Source organism: Streptomyces sp. HNM0574, from assembly GCF_012726235.1.
Taxonomy (GTDB): Bacteria; Actinomycetota; Actinomycetes; order Streptomycetales; family Streptomycetaceae; genus Streptomyces.
Genome location: NZ_JAASAH010000008.1, coordinates 19467 through 42596, shown reverse-complemented (window position 1 = coordinate 42596; position 23130 = coordinate 19467). Strand labels below are relative to the sequence as shown.

The 23130-nt window shown below is 74.6% G+C and carries 22 protein-coding genes; 12 read left to right on the top strand and 10 right to left on the bottom strand.

What is annotated here, in order from left to right; all coding sequences use genetic code 11:
• Window positions 1–174 precede the first annotated feature (174 nt).
• The 7 genes from HCC30_RS15755 (at window position 175) to HCC30_RS15725 (ending at window position 9218) form a co-directional block, all read left to right on the top strand.
• Entirely contained in the window at window positions 175–804 is a 630-nt protein-coding gene (locus HCC30_RS15755) for a TetR/AcrR family transcriptional regulator (protein WP_169443171.1), read from the top strand.
• Between the two features lie 210 nt (window positions 805–1014).
• Complete coding sequence (locus tag HCC30_RS15750; protein ID WP_169443170.1) at window positions 1015–2463, top strand: transposase; 1449 nt, start codon at window positions 1015–1017, stop codon at window positions 2461–2463.
• Between the two features lie 232 nt (window positions 2464–2695).
• Window positions 2696–3628: a LysR family transcriptional regulator gene (locus HCC30_RS15745; protein WP_169443169.1), complete on the top strand. Its 933-nt coding sequence runs from the start codon at window positions 2696–2698 to the stop codon at window positions 3626–3628.
• Between the two features lie 193 nt (window positions 3629–3821).
• Entirely contained in the window at window positions 3822–5027 is a 1206-nt protein-coding gene (locus HCC30_RS15740; RefSeq protein ID WP_169443168.1) for an MFS transporter, read from the top strand.
• A gap of 356 nt (window positions 5028–5383) precedes the next feature.
• Window positions 5384–6649: an aminotransferase class I/II-fold pyridoxal phosphate-dependent enzyme gene (locus HCC30_RS15735; RefSeq protein ID WP_206323911.1), complete on the top strand. Its 1266-nt coding sequence runs from the start codon at window positions 5384–5386 to the stop codon at window positions 6647–6649.
• Window positions 6646–8100 (top strand): amino acid permease, encoded by a 1455-nt coding sequence (locus HCC30_RS15730; RefSeq protein WP_240979631.1) that lies wholly within the window; start codon window positions 6646–6648, stop codon window positions 8098–8100. Before HCC30_RS15735 ends, HCC30_RS15730 begins: the two co-directional genes overlap by 4 nt.
• Window positions 8101–8222: 122 nt before the next feature.
• On the top strand, window positions 8223–9218 hold the full coding sequence (locus HCC30_RS15725) for an alpha/beta hydrolase (protein ID WP_346776647.1): 996 nt from the start codon (window positions 8223–8225) through the stop codon (window positions 9216–9218).
• Window positions 9219–9420: 202 nt separating this feature from the next.
• Here the strand turns inward: HCC30_RS15725 and HCC30_RS15720 are convergent, their stop codons facing one another.
• Window positions 9421–9900: a MarR family winged helix-turn-helix transcriptional regulator gene (locus HCC30_RS15720; RefSeq protein ID WP_169443167.1), complete on the bottom strand. Its 480-nt coding sequence runs from the start codon at window positions 9898–9900 to the stop codon at window positions 9421–9423.
• A gap of 196 nt (window positions 9901–10096) precedes the next feature.
• Between HCC30_RS15720 and HCC30_RS15715 the strand changes: the two genes are divergently transcribed.
• The gene (locus HCC30_RS15715) at window positions 10097–10795 is read left to right on the top strand and encodes a class I SAM-dependent methyltransferase (protein ID WP_206323897.1); all 699 of its coding nucleotides are present in this window, start codon (window positions 10097–10099) and stop codon (window positions 10793–10795) included.
• Window positions 10796–10888: 93 nt separating this feature from the next.
• Here HCC30_RS15715 and HCC30_RS15710 read toward each other — a convergent pair whose 3' ends face one another.
• The 5 genes from HCC30_RS15710 to HCC30_RS15690 form a co-directional block, all read right to left on the bottom strand.
• Entirely contained in the window at window positions 10889–11224 is a 336-nt protein-coding gene (locus HCC30_RS15710; RefSeq protein ID WP_169443166.1) for a putative quinol monooxygenase, read from the bottom strand.
• A 205-nt stretch (window positions 11225–11429) separates the two neighbouring features.
• Window positions 11430–12257, bottom strand: coding sequence for an aldo/keto reductase (locus tag HCC30_RS15705; RefSeq protein WP_169443165.1), 828 nt, complete (start codon window positions 12255–12257; stop codon window positions 11430–11432).
• A 33-nt stretch (window positions 12258–12290) separates the two neighbouring features.
• The gene (locus HCC30_RS15700) at window positions 12291–12950 is read right to left on the bottom strand and encodes an NAD(P)H-binding protein (RefSeq protein WP_169443164.1); all 660 of its coding nucleotides are present in this window, start codon (window positions 12948–12950) and stop codon (window positions 12291–12293) included.
• Window positions 12951–13089: 139 nt separating this feature from the next.
• A complete protein-coding gene (locus tag HCC30_RS15695; protein ID WP_169443163.1) occupies window positions 13090–13545 on the bottom strand; it encodes a TerB family tellurite resistance protein in 456 nt (151 codons plus the stop codon).
• 357 nt (window positions 13546–13902) lie between these two features.
• Window positions 13903–14682 carry a VOC family protein gene (locus tag HCC30_RS15690; RefSeq protein WP_240979630.1) on the bottom strand — a complete coding sequence of 260 codons (780 nt, stop codon included), beginning with the start codon at window positions 14680–14682 and terminating at the stop codon, window positions 13903–13905.
• A gap of 193 nt (window positions 14683–14875) precedes the next feature.
• On the opposite strand from HCC30_RS15690, the gene HCC30_RS15685 reads away from it, so the two are divergent.
• Both HCC30_RS15685 and HCC30_RS29185 read left to right on the top strand, forming a co-directional pair.
• Window positions 14876–15451, top strand: a complete 576-nt coding sequence (locus HCC30_RS15685) for a type 1 glutamine amidotransferase domain-containing protein (RefSeq protein WP_169443162.1) — start codon at window positions 14876–14878, stop codon at window positions 15449–15451.
• Window positions 15452–15784: 333 nt separating this feature from the next.
• Complete coding sequence (locus HCC30_RS29185; protein WP_169443161.1) at window positions 15785–16846, top strand: cytochrome P450; 1062 nt, start codon at window positions 15785–15787, stop codon at window positions 16844–16846.
• A gap of 7 nt (window positions 16847–16853) precedes the next feature.
• Here the strand turns inward: HCC30_RS29185 and HCC30_RS15675 are convergent, their stop codons facing one another.
• Entirely contained in the window at window positions 16854–17213 is a 360-nt protein-coding gene (locus HCC30_RS15675; protein ID WP_169443160.1) for a DUF6479 family protein, read from the bottom strand.
• A gap of 137 nt (window positions 17214–17350) precedes the next feature.
• On the opposite strand from HCC30_RS15675, the gene HCC30_RS15670 reads away from it, so the two are divergent.
• Window positions 17351–17743, top strand: a complete 393-nt coding sequence (locus HCC30_RS15670) for a hypothetical protein (RefSeq protein ID WP_169443159.1) — start codon at window positions 17351–17353, stop codon at window positions 17741–17743.
• 9 nt (window positions 17744–17752) lie between these two features.
• Here HCC30_RS15670 and HCC30_RS15665 read toward each other — a convergent pair whose 3' ends face one another.
• The 3 genes from HCC30_RS15665 to HCC30_RS15655 all read right to left on the bottom strand — a co-directional run bounded on the left by HCC30_RS15665 (window position 17753) and on the right by HCC30_RS15655 (window position 22335).
• Window positions 17753–18586 (bottom strand): SigB/SigF/SigG family RNA polymerase sigma factor, encoded by an 834-nt coding sequence (locus tag HCC30_RS15665; RefSeq protein ID WP_169443158.1) that lies wholly within the window; start codon window positions 18584–18586, stop codon window positions 17753–17755.
• 187 nt (window positions 18587–18773) lie between these two features.
• Entirely contained in the window at window positions 18774–19754 is a 981-nt protein-coding gene (locus HCC30_RS15660) for an SDR family NAD(P)-dependent oxidoreductase (RefSeq protein ID WP_206323896.1), read from the bottom strand.
• 76 nt (window positions 19755–19830) lie between these two features.
• Window positions 19831–22335: a glycoside hydrolase family 3 C-terminal domain-containing protein gene (locus HCC30_RS15655; RefSeq protein WP_169443157.1), complete on the bottom strand. Its 2505-nt coding sequence runs from the start codon at window positions 22333–22335 to the stop codon at window positions 19831–19833.
• 185 nt (window positions 22336–22520) lie between these two features.
• Between HCC30_RS15655 and HCC30_RS15650 the strand changes: the two genes are divergently transcribed.
• Window positions 22521–23102, top strand: a complete 582-nt coding sequence (locus tag HCC30_RS15650) for a dihydrofolate reductase family protein (protein WP_169443156.1) — start codon at window positions 22521–22523, stop codon at window positions 23100–23102.
• Window positions 23103–23130: the final 28 nt, after the last annotated feature.

Genomic DNA, 23130 nt, shown 5'->3' with positions numbered 1-23130 from the left:
GTGGGCAGGAACGACTGGAAGAGCCGCGCGTTCGGCCGAGTTCGCCACCCGGGCACCGAAGACCAGCAGCCCCGCCGATCCGTACCGGCATTTTCGGTCAACGTTGACGCAGGGTTGCCGGTACCCGTGGACGACGCGCGCCACGCGGCGTCGCCACACTCCCCGGAGGACTCTGTGGTCAAGCAGGAGCGGGCCCAACAGACCCGCCGGTCCCTGATTCTCGCGGCGGCCGCCGTGTTCGACGAGTTCGGATACGCGGGCACCTCGCTCACCCGTGTCGTCGCGAACGCCGGGGTGACGATGGGCGCGCTCACCTTCCATTTCCCCACCAAGCCCCAGCTGGCGGACGCCGTGACCCGGTACGGGGCGGCGGCGGTGCGGGCCTCGTTGCAGCGGCGGGCGGCGCAGGCACCGCCCGGGATACAGGGCGTCATCGATCTGACGCACACGCTGGCCGGCCTGCTGGAGCAGGACGCCACGGTGCGGGCCGCCGCGCGGCTGGCGCGGGAGGTCGCGAGTTCGGCGCCGCACTGGCGTGCCGCGTGGATGCCGGTACTGGGTGAGCATCTCGACCGCACCCACGAGGCGGGTCTGCCGCCCACGGAGGCGGTACGGCGGGCCGTGACGGTTCTGGTGGAGCACCTTGTGGCGGGCAGTGAGGCGGTGTCGCAGTCGGCTTGTCCCGAGTGGCGGGAGGAGGGGGCGGGGCCTCGCGAACAGCTGGCGGCGATCTGGGAATTACTGCTGTCGGGGGCACTGTCGGAGGTGCGCGCCGGCGAGTTCGACCCGCACGGACGTCACTGAACCGGAGCGAACTCCCCCGTATCGCCGGGCAGTTGGTGTGACCCTCGTTCTCTTCCGCAGGGAGCGGGGGTTTCGTGCTGAGCGGCCGGACGGTGGGCCGGTGCGGCGGGTCACACGTGCCAAAGTCGCCGGAGTTCGCCTCCCCACTCGAAAACATAGCGAGCACTCTGTATTCTTTTCTGCGGAAGCCACCACGTTGGGGGAGGACAGATGGCCGCACACCCCGTGCGACCGGGACAGAGGGACGCTCTGGGCCGGTTCGTGGAGGAGATCTTCGGGGCCCTGCCCCGGTCCGAACAGCGCCGCTGGGCCGACGTCTATCTGCGCGGCCTGCTCACCGTTCCGGGACGCAAGTCCCTGCAGAGCCTGGCCCGGACCTACTCCCCCTCGCACACCGTCTCGCAGTCGCTGCAGCAGTTCATCAACTGCAGTACGTGGGACTGGAGTCCCTTGCGGCACGCCGTCGCCGGATACGCGCACACCACCGCGCCCGCACACGCCTGGACGGTCGCGACGGTGGCCGTCCCCAAACGGGGCACCTGCTCGGCCGGCGTGCAGCGCCGCTTCGTGCCCGACCTGGGGCGCACTCTCAACTGCCAGAGCGCCGTGGCCCTGTGCCTGGGCACCGACGCCGGGGTGCTCCCCGTCGACTGGCGCCTCCAGCTCGACGGACCGTGGGCCGAGGACGCGCGGAAGCGCTCCCGCGCCCGCATCCCCGACCGGGTGGGCACCGAACCCGCCTGGGCGCACGTGCTGGAGATGACCGCCGGGCTCTCCGCACAGCTGCCGCCCGCGCCCGTGGTCTCCGAACTGTCCTGCGTCGCCGAACCCGGCAGGCTGATGGCCGGACTCCTGGAGCAGGAGCTGGACTTCCTCCTGGAGGCCGACCCCGACAGCACCGTCATGCCGCTGCTGCGCCGTACCACGGGCGCTCCCCCGCAGGGCGTCTCCCGGCCGGCCCGGATCATCGAGCTGGCCCGCCGCGCGGTGGCGGCGCCGGGGCCCGCGACGCCCTCGGCGCGCGTCCCCTCCGCGACCGGCCACGGCCGGGAGGAGCAGCTGAGCGCCTACCGGTTCCCCGTCGCCCTGCCGGGCGTGCGGCAGCCGCTGCGGATGTGGATCCAGCGTCCCGCCGGCCGGAACACGCCCTCGCGGATCTGGCTCACCAATGTCACGCACGCGCGGGTGGACACCGTCGCGCAGCTCATCCGGCACGCGGTCGGACGGCACGACGCGATGGCCCGCCTGGAGCGCGACTTCGGGCTGGCCGATTTCGAGGGCCGCTCCTATCCCGGCTGGCACCACCACATGACGATGGTGACCGCCGCGCACACCTATGACCGGGTCACCCGGCACCGCACCGCCCCGCAGCCCCCCTCGACCGACGGCGCCACCACGCCCGCGCCCGGGACGTCCGCGCGGACGCCGGCCGAGGCGGTACGCGCGCACCGTTCGGGCCCGTACGCGAGCCGCGGCGAGACGCTGCTGGACGACCGGGCCGAGGAGCGGCCCGCCGCACGGTTCGACGAGAGCCGCACTCCGGGCGGCGTCCCGTGGCCCCGGAACCGCACCCGCCGCCCGCGTCCCGAGCGCGCCGGCTCCGACCGCGCCGGGCAGGGCTCCGGCCTCGCCTCGCAGTACGACAGCGTCTCCCGCTGACGGGGACGTCCCCGGGCCGTCCGCACCCCGTGCGTCGTCGTGACGCGCGGGGTGCGGTCGGCTGGGGGTGAACTCCGGGACGGGGGCGCTCCCTTGTGCCTCGCGGAAACGGCCCACTGTCCCGCAGGTATCAGCGCGACGGAACAGGACCGGCCCTCGCCGGGTTCCTCCTCACGGCACATCGGCATGGCGGAACCTGGGCGCCCCGCCGCAGTCGGACGGAAAGGGCAGGATGAGCGGGCTGGAGATCCGGGAGCTGGAGGCGTTTCTCGCGGTGGCGGAGGAGCTGCACTTCGGGCGGGCCGGGGAGCGGATGCACGTCTCGCAGAGCCGGGTCAGCCAGTTGCTGCGGGCGCTGGAGCGCCGGATCGGGGCGCAGCTCGTCGAACGCACCAGCCGCAGCGTCCGGTTGACGCCGCTGGGGCAGGAGCTGCTGGCGGGGCTCCGGCCCGCGTACGACACGCTGCGGGACACCGTGGACGACGTGCGCAGTGCCGCGCGGGGTGTGCGGGGCAGTCTGCGCGTCGGGTTCCAGGGGGCCGCCGACGACGATGTGGTGAACGCGGTCGCGCTGTTCCAGAACCGGCATCCCGAGTGCGCGACGGATCTGGCGGAGATTCCGCTGTCGGACCCGTTCGGGCCGCTGTACCGGGACGAGGTGGACGCCGCCGTTGTTCTCCTGCCCGTCGAGGAGCCCGAGTTGGTGGTGGGCCCGGTCTTCTCGCGGCAGCCGCAGACGCTGGCCCTGCCGACGCGGCACCCGCTGGCGAAGCGTGCCGCGCTGGGCGCCGAGGAGCTGGCGGACGTCCCGCTGATCGGCGTCGACGGTCCGGCGCCCGGGTACTGGCGGCAGGCGCTCGCGCCCGCGCGCACCCCGGGCGGGCTGGCGACGTGCGGGGGGCCGCGGGTCAGCACCTTGCAGGAGGGGCTGACGCTGGTGGCGGCCGGGCGCGGCGGGATGCTGCTGTGCCGGCACACGGCCAGCTTCTACGGCAGGCGGTCCCTCGCGTTCGTGCCCGTCACGGGCCTGGAGGACTCCTTCCTCGGTCTGGTGTGGCACCGCGACCGGGAGAACGCCCGCATCCGCGCCTTCTCCCGCACCCTCGCGGCGACCGCCACCACGGTCGCGGGAACCCGTCCGGCGGCCGCTCGTCAACCTGCCTGACGATCGGGGGACTTGGCCGCCCCGTCGCATGAAAAGGCCGGAACCGGGCCGTACGGAAAAGGGCAAGCGAACCCCAATTCGCCCGCCCGAGCCCCGAATTCAGACCGGAATCCCAACGATCCATTCCCGCCGCTCATCGCCCCATGAGTAAACACCCGTTGTTCCGGCCCTCAGCCCCCGGTTGGCTTGCCGTATGACACATGTTGAGGACGTCACGGGAACGCCGCCGGTGCGGGAGAAGTCGGTGGTGCGGGGGTGGCTCGGGGTCGTCGCCGTCGCGATCGGCACGTTTACCGTGGTCACTTCGGAAATGATGCCCGTGGGCCTGCTGACGCCCATGGGTGAGGCCTTGAATGTGGCGGAGGGAACGGCCGGTCTGACGCTGACGATTACCGGTCTGGTCGCCGCCCTCTCCTCTCCGCTGCTCGTTTCGGCACTCGGACGGTTCGACCGCAGAGCGGTGCTGTGCGGGCTGATGCTGGTGCTGGTGCTCGGGAATCTCGGTGCGGCTTTCGCGAGCGATTTCGGGGTCATGTTCCTCGCGCGGGTGCTCGTCGGGATCGGCATGGGCGGGGTCTGGGCGGTCGCCGCGGGGATCGCCGTGCGGCTGGTTCCGGCGGGGTCGGTGGGCCCGGCCACGTCGTTGATCTTCAGCGGAATCGCCGTCGCGTCCGTGCTGGGCATCCCGGCCGGTGCGTACGTCGGGGCGCTCGCCGGGTGGCGGGCCGCGTTCGTGGCCGCCGCGGCGCTCGCGTTTCTCGTGGTGCTGGCGATGGCGGTGCTGCTGCCCCGGCTTCCGGCGGAGCGGCCCGTTCCGCTGGGTGGGGTGCTGCGGCTGTGCGGTGAACCGCGGGTGCGTACCGGTCTGGTCGTGGTGGCGGCGCTGGTCACCGGCCATTTCGCCGCCTACACCTATGTGCGTCCGGTGCTGGAGGAGGTCTCGGGGGCCGGGGCGGGGATGATCGGCACGCTGCTGCTGGTGTACGGCGTCGCGGGGGTCTGCGGGAACTTCGTCTCGGGGGCGGGTGCGCGCCGTTCGCCGCGCGTGACGCTGCTGGTGATCAGCGCGGTCCTGGCCGCGACGGTGCTGCTGCTGCCCCTGGTCGGCGGTTCGCTGCTGGTCGCCGGTGTGCTGATGGCCGTGTGGGGGCTGACGTACGGCGGGGTGTCGGTGAGTACGCAGACCTGGGTGCTGGCCTCCTCGCCGGACGCGAGGGAGGCGGCGTCCTCGCTGTTCGTCGGCGTGTTCAACGGGGCGATCGCGCTGGGTGCGCTGGTCGGCGGGCGGGCCGCGGACGGTGTGGGCCTGACCGCGGCGATGTGGGTGGGCGGCGCCCTCGCGGTGGCCGCGCTGCCGGCGGCCGCGACGGGCCGCGCGCCCGTCAGCGGGAGGTTCTGACCGGGCGGGCGCCCGTGGTCACCGTGGGTGACGGCCAGGGCGGAGGCGGGGCGGGCCCGAAGGGCCGGAACTTCCGGTCGGTGCACGGCTGTTGACGGCGGGCGCGAAGCGGGCGATAGCTTAAGGGCTGAGATTTTCGCCACTTAAGTCCGCAGCGTGTGCCAGGGTTGACCTTCGGGTGTGCCCTGGTCGCACGCTGCCTCCGCATCCCGTCACCCCGCCTCCCCCGCCCGCGGAGCGCGGCGAAAGGAACCGTCTTGCCAGTCTCCAGCCGTACGACAGCCGTGCCCGCGCCCGCCGACGGCGACCACGGAACGCACCCGGCGGACCGCCCGGCCCCTCCCCCGGCCGGCGCCCTGGAGACGGCCCGCCGGGACTACGCGCGGCTCGTCGGCCAGGGCCTGTCCCTCGACCTGACCCGGGGCAAGCCGTCCGCCGCGCAGCTGGCGCTGTCCGACCCGCTGCTGGCGCTCCCCGGCGAGGGCGGCCACCTGGACGAGGACGGCACCGACGTCCGCAACTACGGCGGGCAGCGCGGCCTGCCCGCGCTGCGCCGGATCTTCGCCGAGGTGCTGCGCGTACCGGCGGAGCAGCTGATCGCCGCCGGGAACTCCAGCCTCGCGCTGATGCACGACTGCCTGGCGCACGCCCTGCTGAGCGGGATACCCGGGGGCACGCGGCGCTGGGCGGACGAGGAACGTCTCGTCTTCCTGTGCCCCGTGCCCGGCTACGACCGGCACTTCGCGCTGTGCGAGCGGTTCGGCATCACCATGCGGCCCGTGCCGATGACGCCCGAGGGGCCCGACATGGACGTCGTCGAGCGCCTCGTCGCCGAGGACCCCGCCGTGAAGGGCATCTGGTGCGTTCCCACGTACAGCAACCCCGACGGCACCTGCTACAGCGAGGAGACCGTGCGGCGGCTGGCCGCGATGCCCGCCGCTGCCGGTGACTTCCGCGTCCTGTGGGACAACGCCTACGCCGTGCACCATCTGACCGACGAGCCCGTGCGCACCCCCGACCTGCTCGCCGCGTGCGCCGCGAGCGGCCACCCGGACCGGGCGCTCGTCTTCGGCTCCACCTCGAAGGTGACCTTCGCCGGAGCCGGGGTCGCCTTCTTCGGCTCCTCCCCCGCCAACGTGGACTGGCTGCTCGCGCACAACGGCGAGCGGTCCATCGGCCCGGACAAGGTCAACCAGCTGCGGCACGCCCGCTTCCTGCGCGACGCGGAGGGCCTGCGCGCACACATGGAGCGCCACCGCGCCCTGCTGGAGCCGAAGTTCGCCACCGTGCTGCGCGTGCTGGACGAGGAACTGTCCGGCACGGGGCTCGCCGGATGGACGCGCCCCCGCGGCGGCTACTTCGTCACCCTCCACGCGCCCGAGGGCTGCGCCCGGGAGACCGTACGGCGGGCCGCCGAGGCCGGGATCGCGCTCACCCCGGCCGGGCTCACCCACCCGTACGGCGAGGACCCGCGCGACTCCGTCATCCGCATCGCGCCGACCTGCCTGGAGACCGACGAGCTGGAGCAGGCCGTGCGCGGCCTCGCCGTCTGCCTCCGCCTCGCCGCGTACGAACGTCACGCCGGCCACGCGGCGCAGGGCCGAGGGGAGGGGCCGGCATGACGGAAGGTGCGCCGGCGGAGAGCGCCCTCCCCGGTGCGGAGGGCGCGGACGGGGGCGGGCTGCGCCGGGGGCTCGGGCGGCGGCAGATGACGCTGCTGGGGCTCGGTTCCGCGCTGGGCACGGGGCTGTTCCTCGGCGCCGGCTCGACCATTTCCGTCGCGGGCCCGGCCGTCCTCCTCAGCTACGCGGCGGGAGCGCTGATCGCGCTGACGGTGGCGCTGGCGCTCGGCGAAATGGTCAGCGCCCTCCCCGTACGCGGGTCCTTCGGCGCTCTCGCGGCCCGCTATCTGGGCCCGTTCGCGGGGTTCGCCGTCCGCTACCTGTACTGGATGGGGCTGATCGCGGGGATCGGCAGCGAGGTGGTGGCGGCCGCGCTGTACGTGCGGTTCTGGTGGCCGGAAATCCCCCTCGCGGCCGCCGTCGTGACCTTCGCCGTGCTGGTGACGGCGGTCAACCTGATCGGGGTGAAGTCCTTCGGCACCACCGAGTCGGTGCTGAGCGCGGTCAAGGTGCTGGCGGTGCTGGCGTTCCTCGTCGTCGGCGTGGTGCTCGTCGTGTTCGGGCTGCCCGAGTGGCCGGCGACGGGGGTGTCCAACTGGACGGCGCACGGCGGGTTCCTCCCGAACGGGGGCCTGTCCGTGTGGCTGGTGATGGCCGTGGTCGTGTTCAGCTTCGCCGGGATCGAACTCGTCGCCATCTCCGCGCCCGAGGCCAGGGACCCGGCCGGTTCGCTGCGGACGGCGCTGCGGTCGCTGATCGTGCGGCTCGCGCTGTTCTACCTCGGCGCCATCGCGATCATGCTCGCGGTGACGCCGTGGCCGGAACTCGCGGGTCACAGCAGCGTCGAACAGAGCCCGTTCGTGGTGATGTTCGCGGCCGCCGGCGTCCCGGCGGCGGCCACCGTCACCAATGTCGTCGTCCTGGTGACCGCGCTGTCGGCCGTCAACGCCAATCTGTACGCGGCCACCCGCATGCTGCACTCCCTCGGCGGCGACGGGCTCGCGCCCGCCTCCCTCGCGGTGACCGACCGCCGGGGCGTGCCCCGGCGCGCGGTGCTGGTGTCGGCGTGCGGGCTGCTGCTGACCGCCGTGCTCGCCGAGTTCTCCGGCTCAGCGGTCTTCCCGCTGCTGCTCTCCCTCGGCAGCTTCGCCGTCATCGCCACCTGGATCACCATCCTGCTGACGCTGCGCGCCTTCCGCAGGGACCCCGACAGGCCGCCGTCCACCGTCCGTCTCCGCGGCGGACGGGTCACCCCGCTGCTGGGCGTCGCGGCGCTGCTGTCGGTGTACGGGACGGCGGTGTACGTCCCGGAGATGCGGATGGCGTGCTTCGTCGGCGTGCCCGTGCTCCTCGCCCTCGGCATCGCCCACCGCGTCCTGCGCGCCCGCCGCGGCAGGGCCACGGCGACGACGCCCGGCCCCGTGGACAGCCCCTCGCCGAAGGGGAGTTGAACACCGGGAGCGGACGGAATCCGGCTCGTTCGGGTGTGCGAGAGTGGCGGCGTGATGGCCATCGGGCTGCTCGCCCCGGCCGACGGCCCGTAGCCCCCGCAGGGACGACCCGAGGAGAGACAGTGGCAGCACGAGAGACCGGCCCGGACGTACGGCACCACGACGTCGAGGTGAACGGCGTCCGGCTGCACGTCGCCGAGCAGGGCGAGGGCCCGCTGGTGGTGCTGCTGCACGGGTTCCCCGAGTGCTGGTACTCGTGGCGGCACCAGTTCGCGCCGCTGGCCCGGGCCGGGTACCGGGTCGTCGCCCCGGACCAGCGCGGCTACGCGCGCAGCGAGCAGCCGGCCGACGTCGCCGCCTACACGCTGCCGCACCTGGCCGGTGACGTGATCGGCCTGATCCACGCGCTCGGCGAGGAGCGGGCCGTGGTCATCGGTCACGACTGGGGCGCTCCCGTCGCCTGGACGACGGCCATGCTGCGGCCGGACGTCGTACGCGGCGTCGCCGGACTCAGCGTGCCCCCGATGCTGCCCGCGGGCATGGCCCCGCCGTCGGTCACCCGGCAGGTGTACGGGGAGGGCTTCTACCAGGTCCGGTTCCAGGAGCCGGGCGTCGCCGACGCGGCCTTCGGCCGGGATCTCGCCTCGTCCTTCCGCCGCGTCCTGCACAGCGGCTCGGGCGACAACCCCCGTACCCGCACGCCCCGTCCGTGGGTGGTGCCGGAGGGGGCGACGCTGCTGGACACCGTCCCCGAGCCGGAGCGGCTGCCCGGCTGGCTCACCGAGGACGACATCCGCGTCTTCGCCGAGGAGTACGCCCACCACGGCTCCGCCGCCTTCACCGGCGGGCTCAACTGGTACCGCAACATCGAGGCCAACCAGGGCCTCCTCGCCGCCTTCCGGGGCCGCACGATCGACATGCCCGCGCTGTACGTCGGCGGCAGCCGCGACATGGTGCAGGGCCTGCGCGGCATCGACAAGGTCCTCGCCTCCCTCGACCGCGTCGCCCCCCGCCTGCACCGGAGCGTCGTCCTCGACGGCTGCGGCCACTGGACCCAGCAGGAACGCCCCGACGAGGTCAACACCCACCTCCTCGACTTCCTGGAGCACGTGGGCTAGGGCGTATCTCTTTGCCGGGGAGGCCAGTTGGCCCCGGCTCACCGGCATGCGCACAGAGCACGAACCCGCCCGGAAGGTGTCCTGCCGCCCTCGGACCAGATCGGTCACCGCACTTGCGAGGCCGGCCCCGGGCCCGACGCCCGGAGGCACTCCGTCTCGCGGCCGTCCTCACCGGGACCCGCGGCTCAGCAACGGCCGGAACCTAGGAGTCTCCTCCGGCCTCGACATTCGCGACCATCCTCCGCAGCACCTTGAGGGCTGCCACGTACTCGTCGTCGCTGATGCCCTCGTGGACCACGGCGCGCAGCTCGGTTGCCAGCTCGCGCACCCGCACCCTGGCCGCTTCCCCCGTGTCGGTGAGGTGCAGGCCCTGGCCCGCGTCGGTCCAAAGCCAGCCGCGGTGGACGAGCTGGTCGACGGCCCGTGCGATCTCACGCTCCCCGTCTGCGAGGGAGGTCAGTTGGAGTACGACGTCCTCGCGGCTCGGCGCTGTGGGCCCACCGTTCACGCGGTTCAGCACCCAGTACTGCGGCTGTGTGACGTCGATCGCGGCCAGAGTGTCCCGCAGACGCCGGGTGACGATCGAGTGGACGAGGCCGCTCCAGTAGCCGATGGGCTGGGTGGCCAAATTGTCGTCGGCGGCGGCCGGATCAGCCGGCGCCTGATCGGTCAGGGGTCTCATCCTCGCGACGCTACAACCAACTGGCGGACCTGACACGCACTCTGCGCCGCGTCCCCAAGTCCCCCTTCCGCACGCCCATTTCGCGCGCGACCGGAGCGTGCACACGTATGGGGAAGGTGCCCGCGCGTGCTGCCCAGGTGCCCGCCCCTGGCTGGTTATCGTCGGGCCGGTGGTGTTCCGAGGTGTGCGGAGGTTTGTGGTGGACGGTGCGTGTTCCGGTCCCGAGTATTCCGGGTTCGAGGCGGCGTATGCCGGGGAGGCGTTGCGGCAGGGGCTGGAGGGGGTGCCGTGGAACATCGGGGAGCCGCAGCCTCCGGTCGCCCGGCTGATCGAGGACGGGCAGGTGCGGGGGCGGGTGCTGGACGCCGGGTGCGGGGTGGGTGAGACCTCGCTGCGGCTGGCGGAGCTCGGCTTCGACGTGCTGGGGGTGGACTCGGCGCCCAGTGCCGTGCGGCAGGCGCGCGAGGCGGCCGCCGAGCGGAAGGTCCCGGCGCACTTCGAACTCGCCGACGTCACCCGGCTGTCCGGCTACGACGGCCGGTTCGACACCGTCATCGACAGCACGCTCTTCCACTCGCTGCCCGTCGGCAGCCGCGAGGAATATCTCGCCTCCATCGCCCGCGCGGCGGCCCCCGGCGCCGTGCTGCACGTGCTGGTCTTCGCCGACACGGCGCGCTTCCCTGGCGGCGAGGGGCCGAACGCCGTCACGGAGGGCGAACTGCGCGAGGCCGTCGGCCGGTTCTGGACGGTGGACCGGGTCGTCCCGTCCCGTATCACGGCGCTCATTCCCGAGAAGCTCGTGCCGGACGGCGAGCGGGACGAGCACGGCCGTCTCCTGATGGACGCCTTCCTGCTGACGGCGCACCTGCCCGGCACACCCCACCCGGCGTCCTGATCCGAGCCGGCGCACACGGCGACGGCCCCAAGAACGCCCACGGCCCGCACCGCTGTCGCGCGGTGCGGGCCGTGGTTTCCCTCGGGGGGACGGTCAGGCATCGTCGCCGGGGACGGCCATCTCGCCCAGGAGGGACCAGTCGTCCTGGTCCAGCGTCGTGTTCACGACGCGCGGGGTGCGGGCGAGGTAGGGCGGCAGCTTCTCCTGCGCCGCCTTGAAGTGCGCCGACTGCACGTGCGCCACGCCGGCGTCGCCGTCGCGGAACGCCTCGACGAGCACGTACTCCGTCGGGTCCTCCAGGCTGCGGGACCAGTCGAACCACAGGCAGCCCGGTTCGCTGCGGGTGGCCGCGGTGAAGTCCGCGGCGATCTGCGGCCACTCGTCCGCGTGTTCGGCGCGGACCGAGAACTTTGCGGTGATGAAGATCATCAGGCTCCCCTGAACGTTCTGGACTTCCGGCCGCACCTGCGTCGCGGCCGGGAATCGGGCGCCACCGCGCAGGTGCCGCTTCCGAAGGCGGTTCCGAATGCAATCGCGAATTCGTTGCCGGGTGCAATTGTAGGCGGATTGCGGGACAGACCACGCACTTGGGTCAGGCACCCGAGGGCCTGGCGGGACGCCCGCCCCGGGGCGCTCAGTTGAGGACGTCCGGGTCGGGGCCCACGCGTTCCCCGGTCTCCAGTCCGGCGAGGGCGGCCATGTCGGCCTCGTCGAGGGCGAAGTCGAAGACGTCGATGTTCTCCGCGATCCGGGACGGCGTCACGGACTTGGGGATGACGACGTTGCCCAGCTGCACGTGCCAGCGCAGCACCGTCTGGGCCGGGGACCTGCCGTGCTTGGCGGCGATGCCGGTGACGGCCGGGTCGTCGAGGACGCCGTTGCCCCGGCCCAGCGGCGACCACGCCTCGGTGACGATGCCGTTGTCCGCGTCGAAGGCGCGCAGCGCGTCCTGCTGGAGCCGGGGGTGCAGCTCGATCTGGTTGACGGCGGGCACGATGCCGCTCTCCTCGAACAGCCGGTTCAGGTGCGCGGGCTGGAAGTTGGACACCCCGACCGCCTTGGCGCGGCCCTCCTCGTGGATCCGCTCCAGCGCCTGCCAGCTCTCCGCGTACTTGTCGAGTGCCGGGGCCGGCCAGTGGATCAGGTACAGGTCGACGTACTCGGTGCCGAGCCGGGCGAGGGAGGTGTCGAAGGCGCGGAGGGTGGTGTCGTAGCCCTGTTCGGTGTTCCACAGCTTGGTGGTGACGAACAGGTCCTCGCGGGGGATGCCGGATCCGGCGAGGGCGCGTCCCGTGCCCTCCTCGTTGCCGTAGAGCGCGGCGGTGTCGACGCTGCGGTAGCCCGCCTCCAGTGCGGCGGTGACGGCGGCGGACGCCTCGTCGTCGGGCACCTGGTAGACGCCGAAGCCGAGCTGCGGCATCGCGGTGCCGTTGTTGAGGGGGATGGCGGGCACGGTGGTCACGGGAGCACCTCGTGTCGGTCGGGCGGGTACGGGTCAGTAGGCGACGCAGATCCGGGTGCGCGGGTGGGCGTCCTGCTCCAGCTCGTCGACCAGGGCGACCGCGTAGTCCTCGGCGCTGATGCGGCTGTTGCCCTCGGTGTCGGTGAGCAGCCGGTCGCCGCCGACGCGGAAGCGTCCGGTCCGCTCGCCGGGGGCGATCTCGGCCGCGGGTGAGATGTACGTCCAGTCCAGGTCGACGACGGAGCGGCACAGGACGAGCAGGTCGCGGTGGGCGCGTGCCTCCGGCTTGTACGCCGTGGGGAAGCCCGGGGTGTCGACCAGTTCGCGCCCGGGCGCGGCCTCCAGGCTGCCCGCGCCGCCGACCACCACCAGGCGCCCCACGCCCGCCTCGCGCACGCCCTCGATGACGGAGCGGTACGCGGCGAGGAAGGGCTGTGTGGGCTCGGAGCCGTCGCGGGGCGGGGCGAGTGCGGAGACGACGGCGTCGTGCCCCTCGGCCAGCTGGGCGACGGCCTCCCGGTCGGTGACGTCGGCGGCGACGGAGGCGAGGACGGCCTCGGGCTCGGTGTCGTGCACGCTGTCCGGCGAGCGCCCCGAGCGGCTGACGGCGGTGACGTCGTGACCGCGCCGCAGGGCCTCGACGGCGATACGGCTGCCGACCATGCCGGTGGCGCCGAGCAGCAGGATTCTCATCGCGGCTCCGTTGGTCCGTGGCGGGTGCCCGGCGGCGGCCGAGCGGCGGCCGCCCCCGGACATGGTCCGTCCCCGGGCCCGGCGCCGCATCAGGAACGGGGCGGCGGTCCGGGCGCGGAGGCGGGAACCGGAGGGCCGGTCAGAGGTCGAACTCGGCCGGGGGCAGCTCCAGGGTGTGGCACGCCTCGCGGACGACGCCCTGTTCGGTCTTGTCGAAGTCGCCGTCCGCGCCGCCGATGACGATGCCGATCTGGATGACCGCGCGTGCCTCGGTCGGCTTCTTCTTGACCTTGCCGATCTCCTGGAGGACCGAGACGCGGCCGAAGTCGAAGTCGGCGGTGAGCTTGTCGAGGTAGGTGTCGAAGCGGCGCTGCAGGTCGTCGGCGGGGAAGTTCTGCAGCACGTCGTTGGACATGATGAGCTGCGCGACCCGGCGGCGCTCGCTGGCGTCGACGGTGCCGTCGGCGGCGGCGACCAGGGCGCACATGGCCATGCTCGCGTCGCGGAAGGCGCCGCTCTTCAAGTCGTTCTTCTTCGCCTCCAGTTGGCTCTGCATCGACTGCGCGGATTCCTTGAGACGGTCCCAGAGGGCCATGCCCGCTCTCCCCATCGTCGGACGGCCCGCACCGCTCTCCGGCCCGGACCGTAACTTCTACAACGATGTAGAAAATAACAGGTCGTGACGGTCCCCCGGCCCCGCAGGGAGGGATTTCCGGGCATCCGCGCACCCCCGGAACCCGCCCCCGCGCACGGGAACTCCCGGCATCTCCCCGGCCGTTGAGTACGGTGCCTGTCCGCCCTGGCCGTCGAGCGGCTCGGACCGGCCGCGGTGCCGCCGGCTGGACGACGAGGCGCTGCGCGCCGTGCGCCGGACACGCCCTGCCGGTGCGGGAATTGGACAGCCGGGTGCCGCCGTTCCTGCGCGAGGCCGACGCGCGGACGGGCGGCCCGGTCACCGCCCCCGGGGCCGGAGGGTGAAGAGGGCGCCGTCCGGGTCGGCGAGGGTGACGGCCGGTCCCGGTCCGGTGCCGTTCTCGGCGGAGAGGCTGCCGCCGGCGGCGAGCGCCGCCTCGGCTGCCGCCTCCAAGTCGTCCACGTAGAAGGCGACTTCCCAGTGCGGCCGCACCCGCGGGTCCGGCGCCGCCTCGACCGCGCCGCCGTACAGCGTCGCCGCGACGTGCCCGCCCGCGAGCACCGCCACGGTGTCCTCGGCGTACTGGACGTCGCAGCTGTCCGCGTCGCCCGAGTCCGTCCAGCCGAGGACCTGCGCGTAGAAGATCGCGGCGGCGAAGGCGTCGCGGGTGCGGAGGTCGAGCCGGGCCGGGGGTTCCCGGCGTCCGGCGTGCCAGCTGGGCAGGACGGTGCCCTGCCACATACCGAACCGTCCGCCGTGCGGGTCGGCGGCCAGCGCGACGCGCCCCTCGCCGAGTTGCAGCGGCCCGACCGCGACGGTCGCCGCCCGCTCCCGCACCCGCGCGGCCGCCGCATCCATGTCGGGCACCGCGAAGTACGGCGTCCAGCCGACGGGGACGCCGTAGGAGCGGGCGACGGCGCCGATACCCGCGACGGGGACGCCGTCGTGGTAGCCGACGACGAACTCCTCGCCGAGGGAGCCGGGTTGGAACCGCCAGCCCAGCACCGTGCCGTAGAACTCCTCCGCCGGTTCCAGCGCCCCGGTCATCAGGCTCACCCAGCACGGGGCGCCGGGGACGGGATCGATATGGGCGGTCATGCCGCTCGCCTTCCTGCCCGGATGTCGTCTCAAGGGGGTGCCCCCGGTGGTCCGTTCCTACCGGTATACGCCACATGCCGGGCACGGGCCTTCCGGCCACGGCGGCCGGGGCCCGCGCGTTAGCCCCCGGCCGCCGTGGGTACCCGGGCCGGACGGCAGGACGGACCGACCACGGACAGGGAGCGGACGGCACATGGCGAACACCGACCTCACGGGCCACCGGGTCCTCGCGATCACCGCCAACCACGGCGTGGAGCAGGACGAACTCCTCACCCCCGTGCACCGGCTGCGGGACCTGGGCGCCGAGGCCCACGTCGCGGCCGTCTCCGGCGATCCGGTGCGGACCCTCGTCCACGACCGGGACCCGGGCAAGACCGTCGACCCGGACCTGACCCTCGCGGAGACGGACGCGTCCGCGTACGACCTGCTGCACATCCCCGGCGGCACGCTCAACGCCGACGCGCTGCGGCTCGACGACACGGCCGTCGGACTGGTCCGCGCGTTCCTCTCCACGGGGCGGCCGGTGGCGTCGATCTGCCACGGCCCGTGGCTGCTGGTGGAGGCGGCCGTCGTGGAGGGCAAGACGCTCACCTCGTACCCGTCGCTGCGGACCGACATCCGGAACGCGGGCGGCAACTGGATCGACCAGTCCGCCGTACGGGACAACGCGGGCGGCTGGCCGCTGATCACCTCCCGCAACCCCGGCGACCTCGACAACTACGTCGCCGAACTGACCACGGCCCTCGCCGAGACCCCGGCGCGGGGGTGACGCGCCCCGGCGCCCGGAGCTCCCGGGCCCGCGCGGACGGGCTGCCCCGCGCCGGGGCGCGGGAGGCGGCCGGGGTCGCGGCGCACGTACTGCTGCCCGCGCTCACCGCCGGGGAGGTGCTGCGGCGGCCGCGCGGGATGGCGTGGACGGAGCGCGCGGGCCGGGACCGGCGGGGCATCGAGCTGGTCCGGGCGCTGCGGGAGCGGCACGGGCCGGGGCCGCTGCGGGTCACCGTGCGGGGCCGTCCGCTGGTGCTGGTGCTGGAGCGGGAGGACGCGGCGCGGGTGCTGGACGGGACGCCCGCGCCGTTCTCCCCCGCGTCCGGGGGGGAAGGTGGCGGCGCCGGCCCGGTTCCCGCCGCACGGCGTGCTGCTCAGCGAGGGGGACGTGCGCGAGGAGCGGCGCGCCTTCCACGAGGAGGTGCTCCAGACGCCGCGCCCGGTGCACGGTCTCGCCTCCACGGTGATCCGCGTCGCCGAGGAGGAGTGCGCCGCGCTGCTCGCTCCGTACGCCGACGGGCGCGGGCCCGTCGCGGAGCTGGACTGGGCGGCGTTCGACCGGGCCTGGTGGCGGATCGTCCGCCGGATCGTGCTCGGTGACGCGGCGCGCGACGACCTCGTCCTCGCCGAGCAGCTGCGCCGGCTCCGGGCCGCCGCCAACCGGCCGCTGTCACACCGGCTGTCCGGCCCGCGGCGGCGGGCGCTGCGGGACGCCTTCCTGCGGCGGCTCGGCGGGTACCTGGAGCGGGCGCCCGCCGGCAGCCTCGCCGGGATCGCCCGGCGGGTGCCGGTCTCCGCGCGTACCGATCCGGCCGGGCAGCTGCCGCACTGGCTGTTCGCGTACGACGCGGCCGGCATGACCACGCTGCGTGCCCTCGCGCTGCTCGCCGCGCACCCGGGTCAGGCAGCGCTGGCGCACGGCGAGGCGGTGCCGCGCGGCGGCGGCCCGCGCGAGCTGCCGCTGCTGCGGGCGGCCGCGCTGGAGACGCTGCGGCTGTTCCCGACCACGCCGCTGCTGCTGCGGGAGAGCACCGCCGGGACGGTGTGGCACGGCGAACGGGTGCCGCCCGGCACCGTGTTCCTGCTGTACGCCCCGTATCTGCACCGGGCGGGTCCGGGCGCCGCCTACGGCGACGTCTTCGCGCCCGCGCACTGGACGGGCGGCGCGGCTCCCGGTGATCCGGCGCTGGTGCCGTTCGGCGCGGGGCCCGCCGGGTGCCCCGGCGAGAACCTGGTGCTGCTGACGGTGAGCTGCGTGCTGGCCGCGCTGCTGCGCGGGCACAGTCACCGGCTCACCTCCCACCCCGCGCTGAACCCGCTGCTGCCGGTCCCCGCCGCCCTCGACCCCTTCGCCCTCCGCTTCCGCGTCACCCCGCACGCGGACGCGGGCCGGTGAGGGGCGGCTAGGCGCCGGGGCGGCCGGTGGCGGTGGAGTCCGGGCCGTTCTCGTCCCGCCGTGCGGGGCCGTTGCCCGGCTCGGGCTCGTCCTCCTCGGCCGTGTCCGGCTGGGTGCTGATCTCGTACGGCATGCGGCGCCTGCCGTCGTGCGGCATCTCGGCCGGGTGCACGTGGTCGTCCTCCTCGAAGCCCGGGTGCGGTCCGGCCGGGGGCTTCTGGCGGGGCGGCAGGGAGCGGGTCTTGCCCGCGCGCATGCCGAAGACGACGGCGAGGATCAGGGCCGCCACGATCAGGATCCCGAGGATGAGCGGGCCGATACCGATGAGGTGGTCCCGGTGAGCGGCCAGCAGCGTGATGACGTCCATAACGTCACGGGTTTCCCGATTCGCCGGTTTCTCACCCGGTGTGCCCGTGCGGGTTTCGGTGCCGGGCGGAAGGGCACCCGGGCGGCAGGAGCGCACGGAGTGGGTGCGCGCGCCCGCGCGAGTGAGGGAGAGCAGTCATGACGGCTGTCCGAGAGGACGCGACGCAGGTCTCGGTGCAGATCAGCGAGGGCGCCTGGCGCGACGTCGAGACCGTCTTCCGGGTGCTCGGCACCCTCTTCGAGACCGACCGGGGCGCGCACGCCCCGCACCAGGCGACGGTCGGCCACCCGCACGTGTGGGCCGCGCAGCTCACCGTCGAACCCCCGTGGGAGCGGCCCCGGCCCACCCCGCTGACCGGTCCGGTCACGGCGGAGCTCCAGGGCACACCGCAGGCGGTGGACACCCTCGCCCGCGCGCTGACGGATGCCTTCGTCGTCCGCGAGGAGGGCATGGCCTCCGGTGACCAGGAGCGTCAGGTGTGGCTGCGCCTGGAGTGCCACGCCGACGTCCCGCACATGCCCGACGCGTGACGGGAGCGGTCAGGAGCCGTCCGGTTCCGGGCCGGCCTCGCCCGCGTCGATCTCCTCGCGGACGCGGCGGCAGGCGCCGGCGAGGAGACGGGAGACGTGCATCTGGGAGATGCCGAACCGGCGGGCGATGCTGGACTGGGTCATGTCGCAGAAGAACCGCAGATAGAGGATCTCCCGCTCGCGGCTGGGCAGCCGGGCCAGGCAGCCGCGTACGGCCTCCCGGTCCACGGCCAGGTCGTAGCCGTGCTCCTCGCTGCTGAGGGTGTCCAGCAGGCCGAAGCCGTCCTCGCCGTCGCCGCCCGCGACGGGTGCGTCCAGGGAGAGCGAGCGGAAGCCGTGCAGGGCCTCCATGCCCAACTGCACGTCCTCCTCGGTCAGTCCGCTGTGCTCGGCGATCTGCGCGACGGTGGGTGAACCGCCGGGCGTGACGAGGCTGAGCTCGCGGATGCTGACCCGCACCTGGTTGCGCAGGTTCTGCACCCGGCGGGGCACGTGCAGGTCCCACAGGTTGTCGCGGAAGTGCCGCTTCAGCTCGCCGTAGATGGTGGGGATGGCGAACGGTTCGAAGGCGCCGCCGCGCTCCGGGTTGAACCGTTCGACGGCCTTGACCAGGGCGAGCGCGGCGACCTGCTGGAGGTCCTCCATGGTCTCGCCCCGGTCCCGGTAGCGGCGGGCGAGCCGGTGGGCCATCGGCAGCCAGGCCCGTACGACCCCGTCCTGGAGCCGTTCCTTCTCGGGGCCTTCGGGCATGACGGCGAGGCTGGCGAACTCGGCCGAGGTGTCGGGGGTGTGCCGGGCGTGCCGGGTCGTCCGGGGCTGGGTACGAAGCGGGCTGGTGCTCATGCGCTGTGCTCACTTCCGGTGATTCGCATCGGGGTGCCCGGCAGCCGGGCGGGGCATCCGCGCGCGTCGTCACGGGCACGGCCCGGAGGGGGCGCGCCACTTCCCACCATGGCACCCGCCCGTCACAGCGGCGAACGCACAGCGCAACGGCACCGCGCGGGCGCCCGCCGGTCCCCGCCGCCCGGCTCTAGCGCGTGCTCCGGGCGCCCTGGCCCGCGGTCTCGTTGAAGCGTCCGGCGGCGCGTTCGTTGAGGGCGCTCAGCGCCCGCTGCCAGCGGCCGCGGCCGGCGTCGATCTCGGCGCCGGTCCTCCGGCGGTGCCCGTCCGCGCCGTTCGCGGGCGCGTCCGGCAGCAGGCGGGCGACGCCCGCGTCGGCGCGGCTGACGAGGACGGGGGCGAGGCCGTGCGCGCGGGCGCCGAGCCTGGCCGCCGGGGTGAGGACGAGGCGGGGGCGCCGGCGCTCGACGGCGGCGACGATGCGTTCGGCGGCGCGTTCCGCGTCCATGGAGAGCAGCGGCAGCCCGGCGAGCGTCGCGAACCAGCCGTACTCGCGCCGCGCGTCCCCGGCGAACTCGGCCCGCAGGTGCGACCCGGTGCGCATGAGTCCCGGGTGCACCTCGGTGACGCTCACGCCGAGTGCCGCGTGTTCGGTGCGGAGCCCCTCGGCGAGCGCGGCGACGGCGGACTTCGCGCAGGAGTACGGCACCAGGTGCGGCACCGGGATCAGCCCGCCCACCGAGCCGATCAGCGCCAGCCGCCCGCGGCCTTCCCCGTCTCGCAGGTACGGGAGGGCGGCGAGGGAGGTGTGCAGGGCGCCGAAGAACATGGTCTCCATCGCGTCCCGGAAGGCGTCCGGGCCCGCCGCCTCGGCCGGGCCGACCTGGATGACGCCCGCGTTGGCCAGCACCACGTCGAGTCCGCCCTGCTCACGGGCCGTGCCGGCGACGAGCGTGCGCACGGCCTCCGCGTCCCGTACGTCGCAGACGCGGCCGGTGACGGCGCCGGGGGTGCCCCGGCCGAGCAGGCCGACGGCGCGGTCGAGTTCGTCCCCGTCCCGGGCGGCCACGGTGACCGCGCAGCCGCGGGCCTTGCACTGCCGGGCCAGCAGCAGCCCCAGGCCCCGCGATCCGCCGGTGACCAGTACGGAACGTCCTCGCAGCGCGTCCATGGCAGGCTCCCTGTGCGATCGGCGCGGCCGCCGCCGGGCGGCCCGCACCTCCCGCCGGTTCCCCCCGGGGCGCGCGTCACACCCCCGGACCGTGCTCCGGTCCGGTAACGGTGACGGTGGTGGTCAGCCGGCGGTCGGTGACGCTGCGGGCGGCCTCCACGGCGTAGGTGCCGGGCAGGAAGCGCCAGTCGTCCCGGTCCTCGTCCCAGATCTCGAACGCCCGGCGCGGCAGCGGGATTTCGGCCTCCGCCGCCTCCCCCGGGCCCGCCGTCACGCGCGCGAACCCGGCGAGGACGCGGGCCGGGCGCGCGGGGCCGGGGCCCTCCTCGCGCGGGGCGAGGTAGAGCTGCACGGTCTCGGCGCCCGGCCGGGCGCCGGTGTTGCGGACCCGGACCCGGGCGAGGCCCGGGGTGGCGGTCAGTGACTCGTACGTCCAGTCCGTGTAGCCGAGGCCGTGCCCGAAGGGGTAGGCGGGGGCGGTGCCGGACCGTTCCCAGGCCCGGTAGCCGATGAACACGCCCTCGCTGTAGGACAGTCGGCCGTCCGTCGGGGTGACGCGGCGGACGGGGGCCTCGGCGAGGCGGGCGGGCCAGGTGGTGGGCAGCCGGCCGCCGGGTTCGGCGTCGCCGAGGAGGACGTCGGCGAGGGCCGCGCCCGCCTCCTGTCCGGGGAACCAGGTGAGCAGCACGGCCGGTACCTCCGCGCGCCACGGAAGCTCCACCGGGGAACCGGAGTTGACGACCACGACGGTGCGCGGGTTGGCGGCGGCGACCCGCGTGACCAGTTCGTCCTGCCGGCCCGGCAGGCGCAGGCCGGCGCGGTCGAACCCCTCGGACTCGGTCTCCTCGGTGGTGCCCACGACCACCACGGCCACGTCCGCGCGCCCGGCCGCGCGCACCGCGGCCGCGATCTCCTCCTCGGGCCCTCCGTGCGGTTCGGCGTGCCCGAGCGCGAAGACCAGGGCGGGCAGCGCGTCCTCCGCTCCGGTGCCGAGGGGCACGCAGCGGAGGGTGACGGGGACCGTCCGGCCCTCGGTGAGCGGCACGGGCAGCCGGGTCTCGGGCGGGTTCAGGTAGGCCTCGAACGGGTCGCCGCCGTCGGGGGCCCGGTGCTCGTCGAGGAGCACCTCGCCGTCGACGGTGAGCCGCAGGCCGCCGGTGCCGGAGACGGCGAGGGTGTGGGTGCCGCCGGTGCGCGGGGTGAGCTGCCCGGTGAGCTCGACGGCGGCGAGCGCGGCGGCGGTGACGCCCTCGGGGAGGGTGCCCAGGGCCTGCACCCGGCCGTCGGACTGCCGCTGCTCCGCGAGGACTTCGCCGTCGTGGCCGAGGTAGCGGGCGCGCAGGGCGAAGCCCTCGCGGGCGGCGGGGACGCGGGCCCGCGGGTCGGCGCCGGGCGCGAAGGTGAGCGCGACGTCCTCGGGCAGCGCGTCCCGCAGCCCCTCCAGCGGGGAGACGACGTGCTCGGGGAAGACGGTCGCCGAGCCGCCGCCGAGCACCCGCGCGTCCCGCGCGCAGGCGCCGACGACGGCCACCTCGCGCAGCGCCCCCGGGTCCAGCGGCAGCAGCGCCGAACTCCCGGGGGCGGCCGGCTCGTTGCGGAGCAGGACGAAGGAGCGGCGGGCGATCTCGCGGGCCAGCGCCCGGCCGTCCGTCTCCGGTGGCAGGTCCGCGGGCGCGACGGCGGCGGGGACGCCCGCCAGGCGGCCGGCGCGGGCGGCGAGCAGCAGGACGCGGCGGACGGCGGCGTCCAGCTCGTCCTCGGCGACGCGGCCTTCCCGCACGGCGGCGGCCAGCGGCGGGCCGTAGACGGTGCGGGGCCCGGGCATGGCCACGTCGAGGCCGCCGCGCAGGGCGCGCACGGTGTCGCGGGCGGCGGTCCAGTCGGAGACGTTGCAGCCGTCGAAGCCCCATGCGCCGCGCAGCACCTCCCGCACCAGGTGCCGGTGCTCGGTCATGGTCGTGCCGTTGACCCGGTTGTAGGCCGTCATCACGCCCCAGGGGCGGGCGTGCCGGACGATGTGCTCGAAGGGGGCGAGGTACAGCTCGCGCAGCGGGCGCGGGGCGATGCGGTTGTCGACGGTGTACCGCTCGGTCTCGGCGTCGTTGCCGACGAAGTGCTTCACGGTCGTGCCGACGCCGCCCTCCTGCACCCCGCCGACGTAGGCCGCGCCGATCCGTCCTGTGAGGTGCGGGTCCTCCGAGAAGCACTCGAAGTGCCGCCCGCCGAGCGGCGAGCGGTGCAGGTTGACCGTCGGCGCGAGCAGCACGTGCACGCCCTTGCGGCGGGCCTCCTGCGCGAGCAGGTGCCCGGCGCGGCGGGCGAGCCCCGGGTCCCAGGTGGCGGCGAGCGCGGTGGGGCTGGGCAGCGCGACGGACGGGTCGCCGGCGCTCCATCCGGTGCCCCGCACGCCGACGGGCCCGTCCGACAGCACGAGGGTCCGCAGTCCGATCCGGGGGACGGCGGGCAGGGTCCACATGCCGCTGCCGGACAGCAGCCCGGCCTTGGTGTCGAGGTCGAGCGCGGCGAGGGCCCGCTCGACGGCGGCGGTGTGTGCGGGGTCGGGGCCGGTCGGGTCGGTCATCTGCGGTTCCCTCCGGGCGGGTCGGGGCCGGGCGCAGCATCCTGGCGCCTTCGCCGAGCGAACGGTAGGCACCGCAAGGTTTTCGTTACACGCGGGGAGGAACGGACGCACCGGCCGGGGGACGCGGGGTGCCCTAGCGTGAGGGCGCCGGGCGCCCGTCCGGCAGGTGCGGAGGAGGAGTCAGGATGGCCCGGCTGATCTACGCGGCGCTGATGTCCCTCGACGGCTACGTGGCCGACGAGGACGGCGCGTACGAATGGAGCGCCCCCGACGAGGAGTTGCTCAGCTTCATCAACGCGCTGGAACGCCCCGTCGGCACCTATCTGTACGGGCGGCGGATGTACGAGGAGATGCGGGTCTGGGAGGACCCGGAGACCGTCGCCGCGCAGCCGCCCGAGGGGCGGGAGTTCGCCCGCGTCTGGCAGGCCGCCGACAAGGTCGTGTACTCGACGTCGCTGCCCGCCGTCACCACCTCCCGCACCCGGCTGCTGCGCGCCTTCGAGCCCGGGGAGGTGCGCCGGCTGAAGGAGTCGGCGGCGGCCGATCTGAACGTGAGCGGCCCTGAGCTGGCGGGGCACGCGATCCGGGCCGGGCTCGTCGACGAGTTCCAGATGTACGTCACCCCGTTCCTCGTGGGCGGCGGCAAGCCCGCCCTCCCCCGGCACGCCCGGCTGGACCTGGAGCTGCTGGAGGAGCGCCGGTTCGGCAACGGCACCGTCCTCGCCCGCTACCGTCCACGCGCGGCACCGGGCGACGGGCCGAGGTGAGCCCGTACGCAGGGAAAACGTCGCGGTG

Coding starts and splice junctions, on each gene's coding strand:
- HCC30_RS15745 (WP_169443169.1), top strand. CDS start 2,696: ATGAGCGGGCTGGAGATCCGGGAGCTGGAGGCGTTTCTCGCGGTGGCG.
- HCC30_RS15695 (WP_169443163.1), bottom strand. CDS start 13,545: ATGGCCCTCTGGGACCGTCTCAAGGAATCCGCGCAGTCGATGCAGAGC.
- HCC30_RS15675 (WP_169443160.1), bottom strand. CDS start 17,213: ATGGACGTCATCACGCTGCTGGCCGCTCACCGGGACCACCTCATCGGT.
- HCC30_RS15730 (WP_240979631.1), top strand. CDS start 6,646: ATGACGGAAGGTGCGCCGGCGGAGAGCGCCCTCCCCGGTGCGGAGGGC.
- HCC30_RS15685 (WP_169443162.1), top strand. CDS start 14,876: ATGGCGAACACCGACCTCACGGGCCACCGGGTCCTCGCGATCACCGCC.
- HCC30_RS15650 (WP_169443156.1), top strand. CDS start 22,521: ATGGCCCGGCTGATCTACGCGGCGCTGATGTCCCTCGACGGCTACGTG.
- HCC30_RS15750 (WP_169443170.1), top strand. CDS start 1,015: ATGGCCGCACACCCCGTGCGACCGGGACAGAGGGACGCTCTGGGCCGG.
- HCC30_RS15710 (WP_169443166.1), bottom strand. CDS start 11,224: ATGATCTTCATCACCGCAAAGTTCTCGGTCCGCGCCGAACACGCGGAC.
- HCC30_RS15660 (WP_206323896.1), bottom strand. CDS start 19,754: ATGGACGCGCTGCGAGGACGTTCCGTACTGGTCACCGGCGGATCGCGG.
- HCC30_RS15740 (WP_169443168.1), top strand. CDS start 3,822: ATGACACATGTTGAGGACGTCACGGGAACGCCGCCGGTGCGGGAGAAG.
- HCC30_RS15690 (WP_240979630.1), bottom strand. CDS start 14,682: ATGACCGCCCATATCGATCCCGTCCCCGGCGCCCCGTGCTGGGTGAGC.
- HCC30_RS15670 (WP_169443159.1), top strand. CDS start 17,351: ATGACGGCTGTCCGAGAGGACGCGACGCAGGTCTCGGTGCAGATCAGC.
- HCC30_RS15700 (WP_169443164.1), bottom strand. CDS start 12,950: ATGAGAATCCTGCTGCTCGGCGCCACCGGCATGGTCGGCAGCCGTATC.
- HCC30_RS15720 (WP_169443167.1), bottom strand. CDS start 9,900: ATGAGACCCCTGACCGATCAGGCGCCGGCTGATCCGGCCGCCGCCGAC.
- HCC30_RS15665 (WP_169443158.1), bottom strand. CDS start 18,586: ATGAGCACCAGCCCGCTTCGTACCCAGCCCCGGACGACCCGGCACGCC.
- HCC30_RS15655 (WP_169443157.1), bottom strand. CDS start 22,335: ATGACCGACCCGACCGGCCCCGACCCCGCACACACCGCCGCCGTCGAG.